20 protein-coding genes are annotated in these 23,384 nt (G+C 36.6%); 14 read left to right on the top strand and 6 right to left on the bottom strand.

Going from position 1 to position 23,384, the window contains the following annotated elements; genetic code table 11:
• The first annotated feature begins 16 nt into the window (after window positions 1–16).
• From J0M37_15090 to J0M37_15045, 10 genes are all read left to right on the top strand, one after another.
• Window positions 17–3,304: a hypothetical protein gene (locus tag J0M37_15090; GenBank protein MBN8586414.1), complete on the top strand. Its 3,288-nt coding sequence runs from the start codon at window positions 17–19 to the stop codon at window positions 3,302–3,304.
• A 37-nt stretch (window positions 3,305–3,341) separates the two neighbouring features.
• Window positions 3,342–4,406: a PorV/PorQ family protein gene (locus tag J0M37_15085; GenBank protein ID MBN8586413.1), complete on the top strand. Its 1,065-nt coding sequence runs from the start codon at window positions 3,342–3,344 to the stop codon at window positions 4,404–4,406.
• An 84-nt stretch (window positions 4,407–4,490) separates the two neighbouring features.
• A complete protein-coding gene (locus tag J0M37_15080; protein MBN8586412.1) occupies window positions 4,491–5,858 on the top strand; it encodes a GWxTD domain-containing protein in 1,368 nt (455 codons plus the stop codon).
• A 106-nt stretch (window positions 5,859–5,964) separates the two neighbouring features.
• Window positions 5,965–6,888, top strand: coding sequence for a hypothetical protein (locus J0M37_15075; protein MBN8586411.1), 924 nt, complete (start codon window positions 5,965–5,967; stop codon window positions 6,886–6,888).
• 17 nt (window positions 6,889–6,905) lie between these two features.
• The gene (locus tag J0M37_15070; GenBank protein ID MBN8586410.1) at window positions 6,906–7,673 is read left to right on the top strand and encodes a CPBP family intramembrane metalloprotease; all 768 of its coding nucleotides are present in this window, start codon (window positions 6,906–6,908) and stop codon (window positions 7,671–7,673) included.
• Window positions 7,674–7,682: 9 nt separating this feature from the next.
• Complete coding sequence (locus J0M37_15065; protein ID MBN8586409.1) at window positions 7,683–8,408, top strand: pyridoxine 5'-phosphate synthase; 726 nt, start codon at window positions 7,683–7,685, stop codon at window positions 8,406–8,408.
• On the top strand, window positions 8,408–9,148 hold the full coding sequence (locus J0M37_15060; protein MBN8586408.1) for an NAD-dependent deacylase: 741 nt from the start codon (window positions 8,408–8,410) through the stop codon (window positions 9,146–9,148). Before J0M37_15065 ends, J0M37_15060 begins: the two co-directional genes overlap by 1 nt.
• A complete protein-coding gene (lptB, locus tag J0M37_15055; GenBank protein ID MBN8586407.1) occupies window positions 9,149–9,889 on the top strand; it encodes an LPS export ABC transporter ATP-binding protein in 741 nt (246 codons plus the stop codon).
• A complete protein-coding gene (locus tag J0M37_15050) occupies window positions 9,870–10,568 on the top strand; it encodes a PIG-L family deacetylase (protein MBN8586406.1) in 699 nt (232 codons plus the stop codon). Before lptB ends, J0M37_15050 begins: the two co-directional genes overlap by 20 nt.
• Window positions 10,569–10,593: 25 nt before the next feature.
• Window positions 10,594–10,968, top strand: a complete 375-nt coding sequence (locus tag J0M37_15045; GenBank protein ID MBN8586405.1) for a metallopeptidase family protein — start codon at window positions 10,594–10,596, stop codon at window positions 10,966–10,968.
• A 6-nt stretch (window positions 10,969–10,974) separates the two neighbouring features.
• Here J0M37_15045 and J0M37_15040 read toward each other — a convergent pair whose 3' ends face one another.
• A complete protein-coding gene (locus J0M37_15040; protein MBN8586404.1) occupies window positions 10,975–12,885 on the bottom strand; it encodes a potassium transporter Kup in 1,911 nt (636 codons plus the stop codon).
• 188 nt (window positions 12,886–13,073) lie between these two features.
• Between J0M37_15040 and J0M37_15035 the strand changes: the two genes are divergently transcribed.
• From J0M37_15035 to xerD, 3 genes are all read left to right on the top strand, one after another.
• The gene (locus J0M37_15035; protein ID MBN8586403.1) at window positions 13,074–13,376 is read left to right on the top strand and encodes a hypothetical protein; all 303 of its coding nucleotides are present in this window, start codon (window positions 13,074–13,076) and stop codon (window positions 13,374–13,376) included.
• A gap of 122 nt (window positions 13,377–13,498) precedes the next feature.
• Window positions 13,499–15,724, top strand: coding sequence for an HDIG domain-containing protein (locus J0M37_15030; protein MBN8586402.1), 2,226 nt, complete (start codon window positions 13,499–13,501; stop codon window positions 15,722–15,724).
• Entirely contained in the window at window positions 15,714–16,637 is a 924-nt protein-coding gene (gene xerD, locus J0M37_15025; protein MBN8586401.1) for a site-specific tyrosine recombinase XerD, read from the top strand. The genes J0M37_15030 and xerD overlap by 11 nt, the downstream gene beginning before the upstream one ends.
• Window positions 16,638–16,690: 53 nt before the next feature.
• Here the strand turns inward: xerD and J0M37_15020 are convergent, their stop codons facing one another.
• The 5 genes from J0M37_15020 to J0M37_15000 all read right to left on the bottom strand — a co-directional run bounded on the left by J0M37_15020 (window position 16,691) and on the right by J0M37_15000 (window position 22,180).
• Window positions 16,691–18,106: an HD domain-containing protein gene (locus J0M37_15020; protein ID MBN8586400.1), complete on the bottom strand. Its 1,416-nt coding sequence runs from the start codon at window positions 18,104–18,106 to the stop codon at window positions 16,691–16,693.
• 9 nt (window positions 18,107–18,115) lie between these two features.
• A complete protein-coding gene (locus J0M37_15015; protein ID MBN8586399.1) occupies window positions 18,116–19,108 on the bottom strand; it encodes a Gfo/Idh/MocA family oxidoreductase in 993 nt (330 codons plus the stop codon).
• A 16-nt stretch (window positions 19,109–19,124) separates the two neighbouring features.
• Window positions 19,125–20,006, bottom strand: a complete 882-nt coding sequence (locus tag J0M37_15010) for an EamA family transporter (protein ID MBN8586398.1) — start codon at window positions 20,004–20,006, stop codon at window positions 19,125–19,127.
• A 131-nt stretch (window positions 20,007–20,137) separates the two neighbouring features.
• A complete protein-coding gene (locus J0M37_15005; GenBank protein MBN8586397.1) occupies window positions 20,138–21,199 on the bottom strand; it encodes a class I fructose-bisphosphate aldolase in 1,062 nt (353 codons plus the stop codon).
• A gap of 27 nt (window positions 21,200–21,226) precedes the next feature.
• Entirely contained in the window at window positions 21,227–22,180 is a 954-nt protein-coding gene (locus J0M37_15000; protein ID MBN8586396.1) for a hypothetical protein, read from the bottom strand.
• Between the two features lie 234 nt (window positions 22,181–22,414).
• Between J0M37_15000 and J0M37_14995 the strand changes: the two genes are divergently transcribed.
• Window positions 22,415–23,347, top strand: coding sequence for a helix-turn-helix domain-containing protein (locus J0M37_14995; GenBank protein MBN8586395.1), 933 nt, complete (start codon window positions 22,415–22,417; stop codon window positions 23,345–23,347).
• Window positions 23,348–23,384: the final 37 nt, after the last annotated feature.

Below are 23,384 nucleotides of genomic sequence, written 5' to 3'. Positions count from 1 at the left end.
CGGAGTGTTAATAAATATGAAAAAAATTAGTTTAAATATAATATTATTACTTATTACCGGGGTAATTTACCTTGCCCCGGTAAATGATATATTTGCCAAAGAAAGAAAGGGTTATAACCCGGTGCGAACTAACGCCGCTACTACCAACAACTTTCTCCAGGTAAATAATATTAATGCAATTTTCAGAAGTGACGGTTATTTTAATTATGATAAAGTAAACTTTCTAAATGGTGCAGCAGGTATGGTTTGGCCAACTGCCGCAGCTCAGAGATTAACCGCCATCTTCACGACCGGTATAATTATCGGTGCTAAAGTTAACGGAGATTTAAGGCTTGCAGCTTCATTCTTCAATACACATTATACACCGGGTAATATTCCTAATGTTGGTCAGGTTCCCGGAGCATCTGTATGTTCAGATCCAAGGCTCAGAGCTTATCATGTTGCAGTAAACGATCCTAACTTATTCAATGGCGGTACAAGGGTTAAAAACGCCGGCGGAAGGGATTATACTATAGTTTATGATTCATGGGCAAGCTGGCCGGTAGATCTTGGTGCGCCGTATGTTGAAGTTAACGGTATTCCGGGGTATCAGCCTGAAGTTGATGGTGACAGACCGGGTATCGGTAACAGTGCTGCTCGTCCTGATGAAATAATCTGGAGTGTGTTTATGGATTATACTAACTGTACAAATAATATCCATGCTTCAGAGCTTTCATTACCTGGCGGTACTTTACCATTAGGTGTTGAAATACAGCAAACTTCATTTGCATTTTTATCTCCCGGTTTGCTGAATATGTATTTTGTAAAATGGAAAATTTTAAACAAAAGCGGAAATACCTGGGATAGTACTTACACATCAGTTTTCTGTGATCCGGATTTAGGTGAAGCAAATGATGATGCGGTAGGATGCGATTCTATAAATAATATCGGATTCTGCTATAACTTTGATAATGATGACCCGCTGTACGGTGCAGCACCTCCTGCAGTAGGCTTTAAATATTTACAAAGCCCGATAGTATTTACAGGCGATCCTGCAGATACAGCTAAGCTTCCATATGGGAATCTGGTAGGTTATAAAGCTATAGGACTTTCCAGTTTTAATGCATTTATAAATGGACAAAATGAATGTGAAGGTGATCCAGACGAAGCTCCACGTGCTTACAATTTTATGAAAGGACAGAATGGATGCGGAGTTCCTTTAAAAAATTTTGTAACCAATCTACCTACCAAATACAGATGGAGCGGAGATGCTTGTAACCGTTCCGGATGGTTTGACAGTACAGGACAGGATAAAAGATTTATTCAAAGCAGCGGACCTTTCACAATGAATTCACTTGATACCCAGATCATTGTTATAGGTGCTTTTATTGAAAGAGGCGCAAACAATAATGCAAGTGTTTGTGCATTACTCGAAGCAGGTTCGAGAGTTCAGAAATTTTACAATTCAAACTTTGCAGCTACACCGCTTCCGCCAACACCACAGGTTAGTGCTGTAGCAAATGGTGACGGTAAAATTACACTTTACTGGGGTTCCAGGTCTGAGTCTTACAATGTGTTCGACTCATTAGGCCAAACAGGTTCATGGAGATTCCAGGGCTACAATATTTACCAGGTAAAACCCGGAACATCAGGTGATAATGTTACTGACAGAACTTTACTTGCAGTTTATGATATTAAAGACGGTATAAAAGTTGTATATGATACTGTAAGGACAATTCAGCCAAGCGGTACTACCGAAGATGAATATAAACCGGTTGCATTTGGAAATGATAATGGTGTAAGCAGAATTATATCATTAACAGCAAACCAGTATCCAACAGGAGTTAACAACTTCTTTATCAACGGAACAACATATCGCTTCGCAGTTACAGCATATGGTGTAAATTTAAATGCCGGTAAGCCGTTTAAAGTACTCGAAAATCCGGTATCTTCACAGCTGATAAACGTTACTCCTAATTTCCCGATGATAGGCACAAATTTTATCAATAAACAATTCGATACATTATCGATTAACAGACCTGATAAAGTGTTTGGTGCTATTGTTGTAGATCCGTCAAAGGTTGTTACGGCAAAATATAAGATGGTTTGGACATCAGATGCAACATGGAAAGTCGTAAGAATACAGAATGCCCAGGTAGATACTATCCTTGGTAATATGATCGGGAAGAGCTTCTCAGATCCAAATGCTTTTGTAGCAGATGGATTGATGTTTAAAGCAGATACTATTTCAATCTTTAACTATGGTGTTATAAAGGATCCGGTAACCGGTTCCCAATCTGTAAATAGAGGCTGGAATTATACAGGAGGAACATTGAACTTAGGCGGCGCAGATACAGCTTCTTTAAGAACTTTGTTCTCAACAACATATAGAGCTCCACAAAGCTTATCAATGGGACTTAGCTGGCCTTCAGGTAATAATTATAGATTGAATTATACAAGTAAAATAGACACAGCCTCATTCTTAAAAACATCTGCATTGAAAAATGTTAAGATAACTTTCGGAACAACACAAAAAGCGTACAGGTACAGAGGAAGCAGTATTAATGCTCCTTACCAGGACTATGTAGATGTTCCGTTTAAAGTAGAATTAGATGATCCATTAGATACAAATTCCACGGTTCCGCGTCAGTTAAACGTTGCTTTCTATGACTATGACTCAAGCGGTACATGGAATCCAAAAAATACACCTGATGGCGGTTATGAATTTGTTTATATAATGTATTCAACATATGATGCTAACCCGAATACATTCTATACAACAAAGAATATCCAGGTCGGTGTACAATTCAGGTTAATGGATATTTCTTATATCTGGCAGCCAAGATTACTTACAAGCGGACCTGCTTACAATAACGGTGATGTTCTTGAAATTGTACCATATACAAGGTTACAGTATCAGCAGTCACCCGGAACAGTTACTGTTGTGGAAACCGGAAGTTCAACAGCTCCAACAATTGGAAGTACTGAATTAGCATCACAAAGAGGTGAGTTATCAGGCGTAAGAGTAGTACCAAATCCATATTATGGCGGTCATGCTCAGGAATCAAGCCCGTTTGACAGATTTATTAAATTCATGAATATGCCAAAAACAGCAACTATCTACATTTATTCATTGAATGGAAATCTTGTAAGACAAATCAATAAAGATGATAACTCAACAACGATCAATTGGGATCTATTAAATACTGACAGAATTCCAGTAGCTAGCGGAATTTATATAGCATTTATAGATGCACCGGGTATTGGAACCAAGACCATAAAGCTTGCGATATTTACTCCGCAGGAAAGAATTGATTCGTTCTAAACAGTATTGTAAATAAATCAATAAGGAGCTTAAAAAAATGAAATTATATCATAAAATAAAAACAGCTGCTAAATCAGCATTGATATTTACATTGCTGTTAGGCAGTATTAGTTTTGCAGGAGACCGCAGCAGATACGGTACTTCTGCAGCACCGGAATTACTTATTCCGGTCGGATCGAGAGGCACTTCTTTAAGTGGCTCAATGATCTCATCAATTTCCGGTGTAGACGCAATGTATTGGAATCCGGCAGGTCTTTCTTTAATGAATAATAAAACTGAGGTGCTGGCTTCTCACATGAAGTACATTGCAGATATCAATATAAATTATGTTGCAGGTGCAGTAGATATGGGTAATTTAGGTGTAATAGGGGCAAGTTTAAAATCACTCAGCTTTGGTGATGAACTTGTAACCACACTTGAAAGTCCCAACGGAACAGGTGAAGTATGGTCGCCAACATATCTTACTACATCAATTTCCTATGCTAGGAAAATGTCAGATAAGATTTTGTTCGGTGCAACTGTAAAAGTAATTTATGAGCAGGTTCTGACTGTATCATCTACAGGTTTTGCTGTAGATTTTGGTCTTCAGTATCTCGCGGGTAAATCTGGTCTTAAATTCGGTGTAGCGTTAAAGAATTTCGGCCCATCAATGACATTTGACGGTAGTGGTCTTGATGCTTACTATGAACCATATGGAACCCCTTCAGGTTCTACACCTGAGCCAAGAAGAATTGTTCTTAATGACTTTTCTTTGCCAACTACACTGGAAATAGGTATTTCCTATGATGTGCCTATTGGAAAGAAAAACAACGTACAGCTTTCTTCAACATTTCAGAATAATAACTTTTCAAGTGATGAATACAGAGTTGGTCTAGAATACAACTATAACAACTATGTATTTTTAAGAGGTGCTTATGCATTTACACCTGATTACAAAACTGAAGATGGTATTACAAAGAAAGATCAAAATCTCTTCGGTCCTTCATTTGGTGTAGGCTTACAGTATCCTTTTGGAACAGTAAAACTTGGACTGGATTATTCATACAGAATGACTGAACGTTTTCAGCCTAACCAGTGGTTTTCTTTCACGATGGGCTTTTAGTTCTGTGAAAAAATAAACTTTTTAAACGAAAATGCCATTTACAAATGTAAATGGCATTTTCTGTTACTTAAATTTTTTCTTATTATGTCGAACCCGTTAAAAAAACTCTCAATTCTATTTTTTTTAGTCTCAACAGCTATATTTGCTCAAAATGATTTTTCATTTGATTACGATTATGCAATTTTCAGGGATGAAGGAACAAAAGTATTTCTTGAACTATATTACTCATTTTCACCCCAGGAGATGTTATTTGTAAAAACTACAGGCGGATTTGAAGCCAGTGGGAAATTACAGCTTGATGTATCGGAAAAGAACACCGGCAAGATCTACGTCGCAAAAGACTTTAAAGTACCTGTCATTCTTGATGATACATCGGGAAATAAAAAGGATTTTAAATTAACCGGGCAGATAAACCTGCTGCTTGATTCCGGAACGTACATCGTAAAAATGACAGCTTCTGATTTTAATAACAGTTCAAAAGTTAATAAAGCTGAAGAGGAAATCATTTTAAAGCCATTTCCATTAAATAAAGTAATTATGAGTACGGTTGAACTGAGTACAGGTATATCCAAAAGTACCGATGAAAGTAATATCTTTTATAAAAACACTTTGGAAGTAATTCCAAATCCTTCCAATTTATTCGGTAACAACTTATCTAAGCTTTATTATTATATAGAGCTGTATAACCTGAATAATGCGGAGCTTGGTGATAAATATTCAATTGTTACCGTTATTGCCAATAAGGATGGCACTGAAATAAATTCAGAAACTAAAAAATATGAACTAAAATCCAGTTCAAAAGTTGAATACGGTTCAGTAGATATTAAAGGTTTACCTTCGAATACTTATCAATTACTGATAAAATTGCTGGATAGCGGTGATAATGAATTAATGAGGGCTTATAAATATTTTTACGTATTTAGCAGTGATTCTATAAGTTCCAATCAAAATTTAACCGAGCTTGAAAATCAATACTTGTTAAGTGAATACCCCAAGCTTTCCGAAAAGCAGGTTGATGATGAATTCAACAAAGTTATTTATTTAATGAGTGATCAACAGAAGGAAAACTATGAATCACTAAAAACATTAGATGAAAAAAGAATGTTCATGTTCAATTATTGGAGAGGTATTTCTGCATATATTTCCAAAAAAGAGTACATGTCCAGAATTGATTTTGCAAATAAGAATTTCAAAAGCGATCTTCGTGAAGGCTGGAAAACTGATAGAGGAAGAATTATGGCATTATTCGGAAAATATGATGAAATTGAAAGATTTCCCTATGAAGGTTCAACCAGGGCATATGAAATATGGACTTATAATAAGCTTCAGGGCGGTGTGATTTTCGTATTTATTGATAATAGCACAGGATTTGGCGATTTTATTTTGGCTCACTCAACTGCCCAAAATGAAATTAGTGATGAGAATTGGCGGGATAAGATAACTATCAGATAAATTTTAAAAAGCCCCTCTTAAGGGGCTTTTTTTATGAGATAATTTTAGGATTTAAACAAATAAATATAATACTGATATTTGTGAATATTCAATTTTATATAAAAAAGTGTTTAAATTCAGATACCATATAGTAATAGCTTCATTTATACTTTCGGCAGTCCTGTGGCTAAGCCTGAATTTAAACCAGGTGTATGAAATTGAAAAAACAGTACCTGTTAAGATCATTGTCAATAAGCCATATGCAGTATCCGGTAATATTCCCTTATACCTTGAGGTAAAATTCAGAGGAACAGGCTGGAACTTGATCAGGCTGTTTACTTCATTTAATCTGGAATTTAATTATGATGTGAATGCCAAAAAGAAGGATCAGTTCACTATCTTGACGAAGGAGTACCTTGATAATAATTTGGGTTTAAGCCAAAATTTACAGATAACTGCTGTTTTCCCTGAAACTCTGAATGTAAAGATAGATAATTATGAAGAAAAATACGTTAAGCTTAACCCCAAGCTTCAGATTAATTGCATGGAAGGTTACCAGGTTGTTGGAAAACCATTACTTGAACCAGATAGTATAAAAATAGGTGGAGCATTTGAAATTTTAAGGACACTTGACCATTTAAATACCCGCAATCTGATATTTGAAAATGTAAATGCTGGAATCACACGGAAGATCAATGTTTCTGACAGTCTTTCAAATATATTATGGTTTTCGCAAAACGAAATTAATCTGAAAGTTGAAATTGAGCCGACAGCTGAAAAAGTATTTAGTAATATAGAAATTAAAGTTTCAGAATTACCGGATGATAAAGAAGTACTCTTAATTCCCCAGGCAGTTACCATTCAGTTGAAAGGCGGAGTTAATCAGCTTGCTAATACAGATCCGGCTACAATTTCAGCTCAAATTGATTTCAGGAAAATTCTTGCAGATTCTACAGGTTCTCTGACGCCGGTATTTGAAATTCCACCCGGTTGTACTGTAATTTCAGTTAAGCCGGAAACCATTCAGTATGTTATTAAAAAGAAATATTAAATAATTATCAGAAATTCTTGAATTCCTTCAAACTTGAACTTAAATCCCTATTAGAAGCTGTTAAAACGCTCAGCTTCAAAGAAACTTTTATTTTTCTTTCAGTATCTGTCATTACTTTTCTTTCTATGCATTATGCTTCACCAAATTTCTTCAGGAAGGTATTTGATACCAGTGATGATAAGTTCTATTCTTTTTTGTATTGGTGTACAGCAGATGGTTTCCTGATGTTTATTATTCCCATTATACTGATACCACTTGTACTTAAAGGTAAACTTTCTGATTATGGTTTCAGGCTCGGTGACTATAAGTTTGGTTTAAAATCTTCACTTCTGTTTGTTGTCGTGATGCTTCCGTTTTTGTGGATAGTATCAGGTAACGAAAGCTTTGCCAGAACCTACCCGCAGGGCGGACCATTCGTAAGGGAAAATATTTCCGTATTGTTTTACTACGAGCTTTTTGTTGGATTTTATATGCTCGCCTGGGAATTTTTCTGGCGAGGGTATATGCTTTTTGGCTTAAAACAAAAATTCGGTTACTATGCAATTTTTATCCAAATGATTCCGTTTTTTATATTACACAGGGGAAAGCCGGATATAGAAACCTTTGCTTCAATATTTGCCGGGCTTATATTAGGTGTACAGGCTTGGCGCTCTAATTCTTTTATTTATTGCTTTCTCGTTCACTGGGCTGTTATGATCTTTGTTGATGTTATATCGGTATTAAGATATAAATCGCAGTCCTATGGTATCGGAATTGATGCATTTATTAAACTTTTTGTAAATTAATATTTAATAATTATGAGACTTTGTATAAATATTGATCATATAGCAACTTTAAGGCAGGCTAGGCTGGAAAAAGAGCCCGATCCTGTATTTGCAGCATCAATCTGCGAGCTTGCAGGGGCAGATGGTATCGTATGCCACCTGCGGGAAGACAGGCGGCATATGATAGACAGGGATATTTATATCCTGAAGGATACTGTACAAACAAAGCTTGATCTTGAAATGGCTGCAACTGATGAAATGGTTAAAATAGCCTGCGAAGTGAAGCCATATATGGTTACTTTAGTCCCTGAAAAAAGGCAGGAATTAACAACTGAAGGAGGATTGGACCTTAATGCAGTTGAATTTAAGATTACACCCGCAATAGAAAAGCTTAAAGATGCAGGTATAAAAACCAGCCTGTTCATTGAACCAAATCCGGAAAGTGTAGACCAGTCATTAGAGTTCGGCGCAGATATGATAGAGATACATACTGGAAAGTATGCGCGAATGACTTCCCCTGATGATATTATCGCTGAATTAGAGAAAGTAAGACAAACGGCTTCTATTGCCAAAGAACTTGGCTTAGGGGTAAATGCCGGTCATGGATTAAACTACCGTAATATAACTGCTATTGCCAATATTCAGGAAATTGATGAAGTTAGTATCGGGCATTCAATTATTGCAAGGGCTGTATTTTCGGGGCTTGATTCTGCTGTTAAGGATATGATAGAAATTATTCGAAGAATAAGACAATAATGAAATTTTCCGATACATTATTGAATCGTTTGAAATCAGCGGAAAATGTTACTGTTTTAACCGGTGCAGGGGTTTCGGCTGAAAGCGGAGTCCCGACCTTCAGAGATCCGGGCGGTATTTGGGAAAAATTCAAACCTGAAGAACTTGCAAATTTTGAAGCATTTATGCGGGACCCGGATTTTGTCTGGAGCTGGTACCAGCATCGCCGTGAAATAATGAGGGATGTTGAACCTAATCCTGGTCATTATGCACTTGCCGAAATGGAAACACTATTCAGCAATTTCAATCTTGTAACTCAAAATATTGATAATCTGCATTTCAGGGCAGGAAGTAAAAAGGTAACAGAGCTTCACGGTAATATAGAAAGGAATTTTTGTATATCATGCCGAACTTTTTATAGTGAAATAGATATTAAAGAAAAACAAGTATTAAAATGCGAAGCTTGCGGAGGATTGATAAGACCTGATGTAGTCTGGTTCGGTGAAATGCTGCCTTACAATGCCCTTCAGTTTGCAAATGAATGCGCCGAAAATTCAGATGTATTTTTTTCCATAGGTACTTCAGCTGAAGTTTACCCGGCAGCAATGCTGCCGGTTATTGCAAAAAGAGCCGGCGCATATACTGTGGAAATAAATATTAATCCAACAGCAATTTCATTTGAGCTTAATGAAACTTTAAAAGGCAGAAGCGGTGATATACTTGTTGAACTTGTAAATAAAATTAAAATACTAAGGAATTAAATGCCATCAATTTTAAAAGCTACTAACCTGGTAAAACAATACAGTAAAAGAACTGTTGTTGATGGCGTAAGTGTTTCCGTTAAACAGGGCGAAATAGTAGGTTTGCTTGGACCTAATGGTGCAGGCAAAACCACTACATTTTACATGATTACCGGCATGATCAAGCCAAATTCAGGTGAAATTTTGCTTGATAATGAAGATATTTCACTCGAACCTATGTATAAAAGAGCAAGGCTCGGCATCGGTTACCTTCCTCAGGAAGCATCTATTTTCAGAAAAATGAGCGTTTACCAGAATATTTATTCTGTTCTTGAATTCATGGCAATGGATAAAAGTGAAAGGGAAGATAAAGCAAATGAGCTGATGAAGGAGTTCGGAATAACTCATATTGCTTCCAGCAAAGGATTTGTTCTCTCAGGCGGAGAGCGCAGACGCACTGAAATTGCTCGTGCTATAGCAAGCGACCCAAAATTCATTTTGCTTGATGAACCTTTCGCTGGTATTGACCCTATTGCAGTAGAAGAAATAATGAAAATTGTTGCCAAGCTTAAAAATAAAGGTATTGGTGTTTTAATTACAGACCATAATGTCCATGAAACTCTTTCTATAGTGGATAGGGGCTATATCCTGATTGAAGGAAAGATCTTCAGGCAGGGTTCATCTGATGCCCTTGCAGGTGATGAGATGGTAAGAAAATTATATTTAGGAGAAACATTTAAGCTTGACAGATATAAAAGTTAAGAAAACTATTCTGGCTGTTTCTGCTCACCCGGATGATATTGAGTTTTCCTGCGGCGGTACTATGTTCAAGTATAAGCAAGAAGGTTATGAAATATATTTTGCTGTTGCCACTAATGGTGAAAACGGATTTAAAATAGATCATAAGCCGAGGGCTGAAAGAGTAAGGATCAGGCATGCAGAACAGCTAAGTGCAGCGAAAATATTGGGGGCTAAAAAGGTTTTTTTCCTGAATTATAAAGATTGTTTTCTTAAATATGATGATAACCTGAGAAAAAAACTTTCCATGATCATTAAACAGGTGAAACCTGAAATAATATTTTCCTTTGATCCTGCAAACAGATCTTTTGAAAGTGTTAACCTGCTGCATCGTGATCACAGAGTTATAGCTGAGGCGGTGTTTGATGCAGTTTTTGCAGCAAGGAACCGGTATTTATATCCGGGGCAATCCTTTGCAGTAAAACAGTTCAGGTTTTTCGGCTGCGATAAGCCTAATTATTACGAAAACATCACTAAGTTCATTAATGACAAGATAAGACTGATTGCAGCACACAGATCTCAATTCAGTGATCATGATTCAATGAGTGAATGGGTAAGAACCCATCTTTCAAGCTATACCGGGAAATACAAATACAGCGAAAAATTCAGAGTTGTAAATATAACGCAGCCTTTCATAAAATAAATATTTAAAAATATAAAGTTAGAATATGTATTCAGTAAGTGAAGAAAAATTCGGTGAAATGATGGAGGAAGCGCTGCATGATATACCAAGCCCTTTCAAGGAAAAAATAGAGAATCTTGCATTTATGGCTTTACCATATCCTTCTGAAAGTGACCTGGGAAGAGTTGGATTAGATGATAAATATTCGTTGCTGGGAATTTATTCAGGAGTACCTTATACTCACAGAAATACATACTATATGAATACTACCCCGGACAGGATCATTTTATTCCAGAAGAATATCGAAAGATTTTGTGACAATGAGGCTGAGCTTAAAGAAAAGATCAGGGAAGTATTAATACATGAAATTGCACATTATTTCGGAATGGATGAAGACCAGGTAAGGGCTGCAGGATATTAACAGCAACTAAATTTCAATTTGTGAACCGACCTCAAAAACCCTGTCGTTAGGAATATTAAAAAATTCAGTAACTCTTTGTGAATTTCTGGAAAGAAGAATAAAAAGCTTTTTGCGCAGCCTTGTAAATCCATATTTTTCTTTAGCTACAATTAATTCCCTTCCCAGGAAAAATGTTGTTTTATTGATATTAATTTCAATGCCTTTAGAATTAAGCGCTTCAATTACCTGCTGAATATTTGCATTATCCATAAACCCATACGAAGCAATAACCCTGTAAAACCCTTCGGTTGGATTTTCAATTTGTATTCCTTCTTCAATGCTGATGTGCGGTATTTTTTTGAAAATAATACTGAGCACTATTATCTGTTTATGAAGTACCCTGTTATGTTTCATGTTCTTAACCAGAGCCGGGGGAGTACCTTTTGGGTTACTAGACATATATATAGCTGTTCCCGGTGTAGTGACCAGCCTAACGCTCATTACTTCATTTATAAAGTTTTCAATAGGCTGAGTTTCCTCTTCAATTTTTTTCAGAAGCAGCTTTCTGCCCCAGTTCCATGTAGTCATGACGAGGTAAATGCCCATGCCAATTACAAGAGGTACCCATCCACCATGGAGGATCTTCAAAAGATTCGCTCCCCAAAAAGCCAGGTCAATTATTATGAAAAATACAGAAATAACTACGGCAAGAGGAAATGACCATTTCCATAATTTAGTCATTGCAACAAATGCCAAAACTGTTGTTATAACCATTGTTGAAGTAACGGCAATACCATATGCAGCAGCGAGGTTGCTTGATGTTTTAAAGCTCAAAACAAGCCATATAGTACCAATAAACAGCAGCCAGTTAAGCTGAGGAATGTAAATCTGGCCTCGTTCTTCCTGTGATGTATGAATTATTCTTACCCTTGGCAAAAATCCCAATTGCAATGCCTGCTGAGTGATTGAGAAAGCCCCTGAAATCAGCGCTTGCGAAGCGATTACTGTGGCCATTGTTGAAATAGCAACCATTGGATATAACGCCCATTCAGGTGCAAGAAAGTAAAAAGGGTTTAAAGCTGCTTTAGGGTCTTGAAGCATCATTGCACCCTGGCCAAAGTAATTCATCAATAAACATGGAAGGACAAGTGTAAACCATGCAAATCTAATAGGACGAGGACCGAAATGTCCCATATCAGCATATAATGCCTCACCACCTGTTACAACAAGGAAAACCGAACCTAAAATTACGAATCCATGAAAGCCATTTTCTATAAAAAATTTATAAGCGTATACCGGATTAACTGCCTGCAGAACTTCAGGGTTTTTAATAATAGCTCCAACCCCTAACAATGCAATTGATAAAAACCAGATTATCATGATAGGCCCGAAAACTGAGCCAACTTTGCCTGTTCCTCTTTTTTGAAAATAAAATAGCAGGAATAATATAATGATCGTAATAGGGATAACATAATGTTCAAGGGCGGGCGTGGCAATTTGTAAACCTTCTACTGCTGAAAGAACCGAAATTGCCGGAGTAATGATACCATCACCATAAAGTAAAGCTGCTCCGAACAAACCCAGGCTGATAATTATCATAAATCCGAGACCCTGTTTCTTGGGTCTGACAAGTTCCATTAAAGCTAAAATTCCGCCTTCTCCTTCATTATCTGCCCTCATCACTATCAGTAGATATTTAATACAAATAACAATGATCAAAGCCCAGAAAACCAGAGACAGAACTCCTAACACATTATCATGGTCAGGTTTTACACCATGAAGCGGTGAGAAACATTCTTTTAAAGCGTATAAAGGACTTGTACCAATATCACCATAAACAACTCCTAATGCGCCTAAAGATAAATAAAGAAGATATTTTAAGCTTTTCTTAGACTGGGTATTTTGCCCCGAATTACTATGTGTATGCTCAGTACTTATTACTTTAAAGTTTAGTTAGAAATAGTGTTAATTGAATAACACAATCAGTAAAGTTAACAAATTCAAATTCATTAAAAAACTTAAAATTATATACATATTTTTTGACTGTAAAAACAATAATTGTAATTAAACAATTACCTAAAAATTGCACTTTCAATTAAAAAATCATAAAATTATATTGCATTGCTATGAGCAGAATATTATTTCAAATAAATTACGATGTATATCCCGAGAAAAGGGATGAATACCTGGCAGCTGCCAAAGAACTTGAAGCTTACATGAGATCAAATACAGACCATAATTATATGGTTGTTGAAGATAAGAACAAAGCTAATAGTTTTACAGAAGTTTATATACTTAAAGATGAGGCTGAATTTGAAGGTCTGGAAGATGAAATGGATGATACCATTTACGGTCTTACCACTAAGATACTTAGCCAGTATGTAGTAGACGGAAAAACCAGGTATTTTACTTTTTACGAAGTTAACTGATAACTTAACTGTTTTTTCCGGAGATATTTGCAGAATTGGCTGAAATTGCTGCTATACCTTTATATCTGGACACATAAAAAATATTTTTATCATTAATTTAGTCCGGAAGTATCTATATAAATTTGGCAAAACTCAGCAAAAATAAAACGGATTTTAAAACCGATAAGACGGTAAAGTTCTTTATTGCCTTTATTACTGTGATCCTTATTACAGCTATGTTCCCTAAAACCGAAACTATTGAAACTGATTATATGACCGGTATGGTCTGGAGCAAAGAGGATCTCATTGCTCCTTTCAGCTTTCCTGTGTATAAAAGTGAATCTGTTTACCGTAAAGAGGTTGATGAAGCCAGGAGCAAGGTTTACCCTGTCTTTGATGTGAACATAAGTAAAGCTGCGGATAATAACTGGCTAGATTCACTTAACATTCAATTTGCTCGGCTGCTTAGGATCAGCGAATACGAAAATGAGCTTGAAAAAGAAAAAAGCCTTCCTGAAGAAAAAAGAACTACAAGTGAACAGGCACTGAACAAGCTAAAATCAGAGTTAAGCTTTACTTTGACTGAAGCGGAATGGAGCAGCCTTAAAAGTACATTAAGTAATCCACAAGCCGCAGATGCTTTCAAAAAAAAGATCATTCAGTCCATTAACCAGGTATACGATAAAAAGATAATTGACCTTTCAAAATCAAAAATAACATCAGGCAAAATTTCTTTTATTAAGAATAAAATAGAAGAAAGTGTTGACCTTGGTGAAGTTAGAGATCTTACTGAAGTAGAGAAAATATTAAATAACGATTTTTCCAGTTTCTATAAAAATCCAGAGCTTGTAAGTATATCACAGAAAATAGCCAGGCTTTATATCTACCCTGATTATGTATATAACGAAGCTGAAACTCAAAAGATCCTGTCATCAGTTACAGAGGCTGTTCCGAAAACATTTGGTTTAGTAAGGGAAAATGAAAGGATCATCAGCAAGCATGAACCAATCAATGAAGCAGCTAAATTAAAGCTCGAATCATACAAGAAGATCCGTAATGAACAAATGGGATCCCGTGATTTTTACCTTCAGCAGGTAGGCAGGTTTTTGTTCGTTACTTTAATGATTTTTCTGCTTGGAATATTCCTGTATAAAATGCGTTTTTCAATATTCGAAGATAACCTTAAGCTTATCCTGATTTCTACAATAGTGCTACTGCAATGCCTGCTTTCATATTTAAGCCTGCAGCTCCAGATAAATTATCCAATAGAATACATAATCTTTGTACCTGTAGCAGCTATGCTGCTTACAATAATTTTTGATTCACGTGTTGCCGTTTATGCCATTATGATAATATGTATACTGGTATCAGCTGTAAGGGGAGGAGATTATGATATCCTAATACCGAATTTTGCTGCTTCAGTACTTGTTGTTTATTCGGTAAGGGATATTAAAAAACGCTCGCAGATATTTGTATCCATGATCTACATTTTGGTGGGATATTATGCTGCAATTACTGCAATTGGACTTGAGCGATATGAGGATATCAATATGATAAAGAACCAGCTTATTGGTGCCGGTTTGAATGCAATGCTTTCACCAATATTAGCCTACGGTCTGCTGATATTTTATGAAAAAGTATTCAGGGTTGCTACTGACCTGGTTTTCCTTGAGTTAAGTGATTTTAATAATCCATTACTGCGTGATCTTTCATCAAAAGCTCCGGGAACATTTCACCATTCTATAATTATGGGAAATCTTTCAGAACAGGCAGCTAAAGAGATAGGGGCAAACCAGATCCTTGCAAGGGTAGGTTGTTATTATCATGATATAGGTAAAATCGTAAATCCCGATTATTTTGTCGAAAACCAGATGGATTCCAATAAACATGAGGAGCTTAATCCATCACTCAGCGCAAAGATGATCATCGCTCACGTTAAGAACGGGATAAAGCTTGCTGAAAGATACAGGCTGCCAAAGGAAATTATCAATTTTATCCCGATGCATCACGGTACAAACCTCGTTTCTTACTTCTATGAAAAAGCCAGGACAGAAGAAGGTGAAATTGATACAACGCATGAATATATATACCGTTACCCGGGACCAAAGCCGCAAACCAAGGAAACCGGTATTGTAATGCTTGCTGATTCTGTTGAAGCAGCAACACGCTCCATTGAAGACCCCACACCTGCAAAGCTTGAAACCCAGATAAGTGAAATTATCAGGGCAAGATTTCTTGACGGAGAGCTTGATGAATGCGACCTGACATTAAAAGACCTCATCAAAATAAAACAAAGCTTCCTGAAAACCATAGTCGGAATTCATCACCACAGAATAAAATATCCTGAATCCGCTGATGATGAAGAATGAAACGGTCAATAATAATGATTTAAAAAAGCGGCAAATTCAAAGCTTTATGCTTTTCCTCGAGCTGGAAAGATCCCTTTCTCCCAATACGATCAACTCATATAACTTTGATCTCGAAAAATTCCGGGATTTCCTGGACGGGCTGGATATCAGGGGATTTGAAGATGTTAATGATACACATATTGAAAAATTCCTTGCAAAGCTTAAAAAGGAATTAAGAGCTGCATCGACTGCAAGGCTGCTTTCAGCCTTAAGGCAGTTCTATGATTTTTTGATCGATTCCAAAACATGTGAAATTAAAATAAATCCGCTTAAATTTTTCGATTCACCCCGCCTGGCAAGAAAGCTGCCGGATGTTCTTACTGTTGAAGAAACCGAAACGCTGCTGGCGCAGCCTGATGAAAATTCAGTGCTGGGCTTAAGGGATAAAGCAATTCTGGAACTAATGTATGCCTGCGGCTTAAGGGTTAGCGAGGTATTGACCGTAAAGACCACAAATATTCTGTATTCAGATGAAGTTATACGTGTAACAGGTAAAGGCTCCAAGGAAAGAATTGTTCCTGTTGCATCATCTGCGCTTGAATGGATAAAGCTATATCTTGAAAAAGCCAGGGTAACACTGGCAAAACCATATTCTGAAGAATATTTATTTCTTAACTGGCGCGGCAGAAAGCTTTCAAGGATGGCTATTTGGGATATAATTAATAAATATACCAAAATGGCAAAAATACAAAAGCAGATTCACCCCCATATTTTAAGACACTCATTTGCTACGCATTTGCTTGAAGGCGGGGCAGACCTGCGTTCTATTCAGGAAATGCTTGGCCATGCCGATATCAGCACTACACAAATATATACTCATGTTGATATAACGTATCTTAAGCAGGTTCATAAGGAATTTCATCCCAGGGGATGATCATATACATCCAAAACGAAGTGGAAATTTTCAATTGTAAGCCAAAGTTCGCATTATCTATCCTTCAAAATATCATCTTTTATTTCATACAAATATTTTAATGCAGCATCGTAATCATTAGGAATAATACCGTCAAGAATTGCTTCTTCGATAGCTGTTTTAAGCATGCCTACAGCCCTTGAAGGCTCTAAATTACATATCTTCATTATTTCTTCACCGCGGACAGGTGACTGGAAGTTGCGAATCTTATCACGCTCTTCTACTTCAGCTACTTTCTTTTCAACAATATCAAAATTTTCCAGGTATTTTTTGACTTTAGATGGATCCTTGGAGGTAATATCAGCCCTGCACAATGTGAACAGGTCATTTATATCATCACCGGCATCAAATATTAGTCGGCGAATTGCGGAATCAGTTACCTTTTCATTTACCAGCGCTATTGGCCGTAAATGCAGCCTGACGAGCTTTTCTACATAGGGCAGCTTATCAAATGGAAGCTTGAGCTTTGTGAAAATTTTTTTCTGCCATCTTGCTCCAAGATCCTCATGCCCGTGAAATGTCCACCCAGTTCCTTCGATGAATTTTTTAGTAGGCGGTTTTGCTATATCATGCATTAATGCCGCAAACCTTAGCCATAAATTATCTGTCTTTTCAGATATATTATCAACAACCTGTAGTGTATGCCAGAAAACATCTTTATGATGAAAATCCTTGCGCTGGTCAATTCCTTCAAGGTTATGCACTTCGGGGAAAATAATTTCCATTAACCCTGATTTAAAAAGCAGCTTTAATCCAACAGAAGGCTTTTTTGATGCCAGTATCTTCAGGAATTCATCAGTAATGCGTTCCTGGGAAACAACATTATCACTGTTTTTTGAAATTCTAATCCGCTCACGCATCTGTTTTATTGCGTGGAAAGTATCGCCGGCTATTTCAAATCCAAGCTGTGAAGCAAACCTGCAGGCACGCATCATTCTGAGCGGGTCATCGCTGAAAGTTTTTTCAGGCTCAAGCGGTGTGCGCAGAATTTTTTCCTTCAGATCCGTAAGGCCGTCAAAAAGATCAATTACTTCATTGGTACCACTGTTTAGTGATACAGCCAGCGCGTTTACAGTGAAATCACGCCGCGAAAGATCAGCTTCAAGATCTGCGAACTTAACTACCGGTTTACGGGACGTGCTTTTGTAGCTTTCTTTTCGGGCAGATGCAAATTCAATTTTGGTATCATCAAGCTCCAGAAGAGCTGTTCCGAACTTTTTGTAAATTGCTGAAAGAGGTTTGTTCAGATCGCGGCTGACAATTTCAGCAAATGCTATACCATCACCTATAACTGTTATATCAATATCAGTTTTATCAAGCTCAAGCAGCTTATCACGTACATAACCGCCTACTACATAAGCGGTAATATTGTTTTTTACCGCTATGCGTGATATTCTGGCAAGATATTTATTTGAGCCTGTAAAATCCATCAATTGCTGTTAATTTCCTTCTTTAATTATCTGTATGATCTTATCGGCAACTTCGACAGCTTCTTTGCCGGCGCTTAAAGTTACTTTTACCGGCTGATTATTTATAATGCTGCTGAAGAACGATTCAAGCTCATTCTTTATAGGGTTGATATTTTCCGGGTTATCAGGTTTTGGTTCATCATATACTATTTTTTTTGTATCAGAAATATCGAATGTCATGCCTGAGGTTTCTGTATCTTTACCTGTTAGCCTGAAAACTTCTGATTTGTTGTTAAGAAAATCCACTGAAATATAAGCATTGTTCTGAAAAATTCTCATTTTTCTCATTTTTTTCAGTGAAATTCTGCTGGAAGTTAAATTAGCAACACATCCGCTTTCAAGCGTTAAGCGCGCATTTGCAATATCTATTTCATCTGATATGACAGCAACACCGTTAGCATCAATTTTCTTTACTTTTGATTTAGCAAGATGAAGTATAATATCAATATCATGTATCATCAGGTCCTGTATCACAGATACATCTGTACCGCGCGGATTGAACTGTGAAAGCCTGTGTGATTCAATGAACATAGGCTTGATCTCGAATTTATCAAGCGCAACCAAAGCGGGGTTAAACCTTTCAACATGCCCGACCTGTATCTTTACCTGCTTGCCTTCAGCTTTTTGTATCAATGACTCTGCTTCTTTCAGCGAGCTGGTAACAGGCTTTTCTATGAAAATATTTATATTCTTTTCAAGAGCTTTTACAGCAGTTTCATAATGTGTTGAAGTTGGCGTCACTATTACAAGGGTATTTATTTCTGAAAGCATTGCGTCAAGTGATTCATATGCCTTTACGCTGTATTGGGAACTCACTGATTCTGCTATGCTTTTATCCAGGTCATAAATACCCATAAAGTTAACACGGGGATCAGTGAGAGTGATTTCATTTATTAATTTTGAATGGATCTTCCCAAGATGGCCGCAGCCTGCTAAACCTATATTTAATCTTTTTTCTTCCAATTTAATAAGAAATTCGTTATGAAATATCGATGCTGACACGGTGCATAATAAACACTCCAAGAAGTGTTATTACTGAACCTATAATGAAATATAAAGAAATATACTCACCAAGAAATATAATAGAAAATAAAACCGTAAGCAGTGGAGAAATATTTGAGAGTGTTGTAAGCTTGCTTACGGCAATGCTCCGCAAAGCATAGTACCATACAAAATAAGCCAGGTATGCAACAACAACAGAAAGGTATATAAACCCAATTATCCCTTTGTAAGTTAAGTTTTCAAGCGTAAAATTCGGAAGATCGTATATAAAAAGGGGAATGTAAAAAACGCTTCCAGCCAAAAAAACGAACGTAGAAGTTTTAAGTGCGCCGTATTTTTCAATGGTTTTTTTGCCTAATGTAAGGTACATCGAAAAAGTCAAAACAGCGAACAAAAGCAGAATATCCCCTTTAATAACGCTGCTGTCAACATTCGCCTGCGTTAAGCCCTCGTAAAATATAAAAAAGATACCTGCGACAGTCAACAATATTGAAAACAGCTTGGAATAATAGAATTTTTCATATCGGAAAATTACAGCGATTACATAAGCATAAACAGGGTTTAATGAATATATTATTCCGCTATGCGATGCATATGAAAGCTTGATGCCGCTTAAGAAAAAGAACTGGTTTAGCGGAATGCAAAGCAAAGCCAGCAGTATTAACCTTGGATAATCTTTTTTTTCGAATTTAAGGTTTAGCTTCCGGAATTTTAATGTTAAATAAAACAAGACTGCTGCAAGTGAAAAACGGAAAAATCCCAGCGAAAGCGGGGATATTTCTGCAACACTTAGCTTGGCAAATATGGGTGTAAAAGTTGCTGCCAGTGTTATAAACACCAGCAGCATAATGTTTTTCATTATTTTTTGGTTGCTTTAGCTTTTGATTCTTTTATTTTTGCTTTAGCTTTTGCCTGTTTTTTCCTGTGTTTGCCTGCTACTTTTTTTAATTTTTTGTTCATTTTAATTTTATGGTTTATAAAAAAATTATTCTAAGCAATGGTTACATCTTTATCAATATAAACATCCTGTATTGCATGCAGTAATTCAACACCGTCTTTCATAGGTTTCTGGAAAGCTTTTCTGCCTGAAATAAGTCCCATACCGCCTGCGCGTTTATTAATAACTGCAGTTTTAACTGCTTCCTTCAGGTCAGAATCGCCCTTGCCTGTTGAAGCGCCGCCTGAATTGATAAGCCCGCATCTGCCCATATAGCAGTTTGCAACCTGGTAACGTGTCAGGTCAATCGGGTTATCGCTTGAAAGCTTATCATAAACCAGCTTGCTGGTTTTACCGAATTTCAGAGCATTGTAACCGCCGTTGTTTTCAGGCATTTTCTGTTTTATAATATCTGCGCCAATGGTAACACCTAAGTGGTTTGCCTGTCCGGTTAGATCAGCAGAAACGTGATAGTCTTTATCGCCCTTCACATTAAATGCTGAATTCCTTAAATAGCACCATAATATAGTAACCATTCCGAATTCATGCGCATACTGGAATGCTGCGGATATTTCCTGAATCTGTCTTGCTGATTCATCACTGCCGAAATAAATTGTAGCACCAATTGCTGCTGCACCCATGTTATAAGCCTGCTCAACACTGGCAAAAAGTATCTGGTCATATTTATTGGGGTATGAAAGGAATTCATTGTGATTAATTTTAAGCACAAAAGGAATTTTATGCGCATATTTACGGGAAACAGAACCGAGAACTCCAAGCGTAGAAGCTACTGCGTTGCACTCGCCTTCAATTGCCAGCTTTACGATATTTTCAGGGTCAAAATATATTGGATTTGGTGAAAAAGATGCTCCTGCAGAATGTTCAATTCCCTGGTCAACGGGTAAAATTGATAAATATCCTGTGCCTTTAAGCCTGCCTGCGTTAAAAATAGTCTGCATATTCCTTAAAACCTGAGGTGAGCGGTCTGAATCCTTCCAGATCCGGTCAACAAAATCGGGACCTGGTAAATGAAGTTCATCTTTGGAAATAGTTTCGCATTTATGTTCAAGAAGCGATGCATCGCTTCCCAATAGTTCTTTAATATTTACTGCCATTGTAGTATCTCTCCTGCTGTTATATATTTACATTGTAAAAGGCAGCCTGGTAAGTTTGCACTCAATGCTGCTTTCATTAATTTTTATTAAATAAGTTTTATCGTAGTTCAAAAAAATAGTTTTTACAAATCCTAATGCTATGCTTCCGAATTTTTCTGAATATGCAGAGCTTGTAATAAAGCCGCATTCTTTGCCCTCTATATATATCTTCCCGGAAGCTTCAGACAATACTTTATCCTGTGAATCAAGCCTCAGGCCGATAAGGTGTTTGCTTATTTTGTCATATGCATCAAGTCTTGCAATAACTTCCTGCCCTATGTAACATCCTTTTGTGAAGTTTACAAATCTTTCCATGCCGCATTCAAGCGGATTTGTCAGGTCGCTCATTTCTTTACCAAATGCCGGTATCCCAAGCTCAACTCTTAAGGTTTCATATTCATTATCACTTAATTCTTTTAGCGTATATTTACTGAAGTTTTCAGGGGTAAATAGAACTGAATCCCAGTATGCTTTATCATTTAATGAATAAATGAATTTGAAGCCGCCCGCAGCATTATTATTTTTAACAATTATGGCATCATGTGATGCTGTAACTGAAAATACATTTTCTCCCTGTTCAGAAACTTTAATCCCGGTTATATCTTCTAAAAAAGATGCTGCATTATTGCCGATAAAAAGTACAGCTTCATGAGAGCCGCTTAAATTCTCAGCATTAAAGTCATCCATTATAGTATACTTTTCAAGGTGAGTAATGACATTTGCCGAATTCCTAAAAGAACATTCTGCGAAAACCAGATCTCCAAGATCAAAAATCCCAAGCAGGTCTATAAATCTTCCTTTATCGGATGTTAAAACAGTATTAACATATTGAAATTTGCCGGCCGGTTTTACCAGGTTAGTTGAAAGCCTGTTAATAAGATCAAGCCTTTCATTTCCTGTGAATTTTAAATAATCCTGAGATAATCTATAAAAATTAAGCATTAATCTGTAAATATACCTGTTTTTGATATGTTATTCAATTTATTAAATTATATCGTTTATTCTGCATTGGTATTTTGTCAGATCGAATAAAAATTATCCTGAGGAAAAGGTAATTAGGTAACCTGAAAAAATTCTTTAAAAGTAACGATTTTCTCAATTAATCAATTGAAATTAAAATAAAGTTGCGTTATTTTTACCAAATTGATATTTTTTAAACTCCATCAAAAGTAATGAATGCTTAAGGAATTTGGACTGGATCTGAAAAAACTGCGCGAGCTAAAAGGTATTTCAATAGCTGAAATATCCGCAGAAAGCAGAATTAATACCAAATTCCTGCAGCAGCTTGAAGCCGGCAATTTTGATTTCCAGCCTGAAACATATATCCGTTCATTCATTAAAGCATATGCCAGAGCCCTTAACGAAAATGAAAACCAGATACTTAACGATTACGATAAAGCTAAAGCAGGTTTCTATGCTAGAAGGAAATTTGCAACCGATGATGCCAAGGATATCAGCGCACCTGATTCAAAGCTGCGCATTTCTGTTTTAGATCACCCGGTAAAAAAAGAAGATGAAACCGGCGATGAACCGGTTTATTCAAAAAGTATTGAGCAGGATAAGCCTGACTACATGAAGCCAAAGGCAGAAAGATCTTATGAAGACAGCTCACCGGAATTTTCAAACAGATCGATAACCCAGAAAATTTTACTGGGTGTACTTATTGCAGCAATTGGCGTAGGCATATATTTCCTCATAGATTATCTGAATAACAGCGGAGATAAAAAAAGTGATGTTAAGCCTAAAACATTCAACGAGATCTCCAGTGATTATGAAAATAAAATAAACAGCAAGCTTGTTGATTCTGCAAGGATCAAGGATTCACTTAAGACCCTGGCGGCTATGGATTCGCTTACTCTTGTAATAAAAGCTGTTAAGGATATTAAAATTAAGCTTTATATTGATGACGGCGCAGAACCTTATGATGAGAATATTTCAGCCAAAGATTCAATTGTTTTTACCGCTAAAGATAAATTCCGTTTCAGCGCAAATACCAGCCAGAATGTAGACCTGTACTTAAACGGCAAATACCTTAAAAAATCCGGTATCACACCGGGTTCTTCCATTAAAAATCTCATAATAACCAAAGAAGGCATCCAGCCGCAGTAAGCTTATTTGGGGATGCTTTGAACTAAACTCCTGAGCT

Source organism: Ignavibacteria bacterium (assembly GCA_017303675.1).
Taxonomy (GTDB): Bacteria; Bacteroidota; Ignavibacteria; order Tepidaquicellales; family OLB5; genus OLB5.
Note: the sequence above shows the minus strand (reverse complement) of the source record. Positions and strands in the feature narration are given on the sequence as shown.

Coding starts and splice junctions, on each gene's coding strand:
- J0M37_15090 (MBN8586414.1), top strand. CDS start 17: ATGAAAAAAATTAGTTTAAATATAATATTATTACTTATTACCGGGGTA.
- J0M37_15085 (MBN8586413.1), top strand. CDS start 3,342: ATGAAATTATATCATAAAATAAAAACAGCTGCTAAATCAGCATTGATA.
- J0M37_15080 (MBN8586412.1), top strand. CDS start 4,491: ATGTCGAACCCGTTAAAAAAACTCTCAATTCTATTTTTTTTAGTCTCA.
- J0M37_15060 (MBN8586408.1), top strand. CDS start 8,408: ATGAAATTTTCCGATACATTATTGAATCGTTTGAAATCAGCGGAAAAT.
- lptB (MBN8586407.1), top strand. CDS start 9,149: ATGCCATCAATTTTAAAAGCTACTAACCTGGTAAAACAATACAGTAAA.
- J0M37_15045 (MBN8586405.1), top strand. CDS start 10,594: ATGTATTCAGTAAGTGAAGAAAAATTCGGTGAAATGATGGAGGAAGCG.
- J0M37_15035 (MBN8586403.1), top strand. CDS start 13,074: ATGAGCAGAATATTATTTCAAATAAATTACGATGTATATCCCGAGAAA.
- xerD (MBN8586401.1), top strand. CDS start 15,714: ATGAAGAATGAAACGGTCAATAATAATGATTTAAAAAAGCGGCAAATT.
- J0M37_15020 (MBN8586400.1), bottom strand. CDS start 18,106: ATGGATTTTACAGGCTCAAATAAATATCTTGCCAGAATATCACGCATA.
- J0M37_15010 (MBN8586398.1), bottom strand. CDS start 20,006: ATGAAAAACATTATGCTGCTGGTGTTTATAACACTGGCAGCAACTTTT.
- J0M37_15005 (MBN8586397.1), bottom strand. CDS start 21,199: ATGGCAGTAAATATTAAAGAACTATTGGGAAGCGATGCATCGCTTCTT.
- J0M37_15000 (MBN8586396.1), bottom strand. CDS start 22,180: ATGCTTAATTTTTATAGATTATCTCAGGATTATTTAAAATTCACAGGA.
- J0M37_14995 (MBN8586395.1), top strand. CDS start 22,415: ATGCTTAAGGAATTTGGACTGGATCTGAAAAAACTGCGCGAGCTAAAA.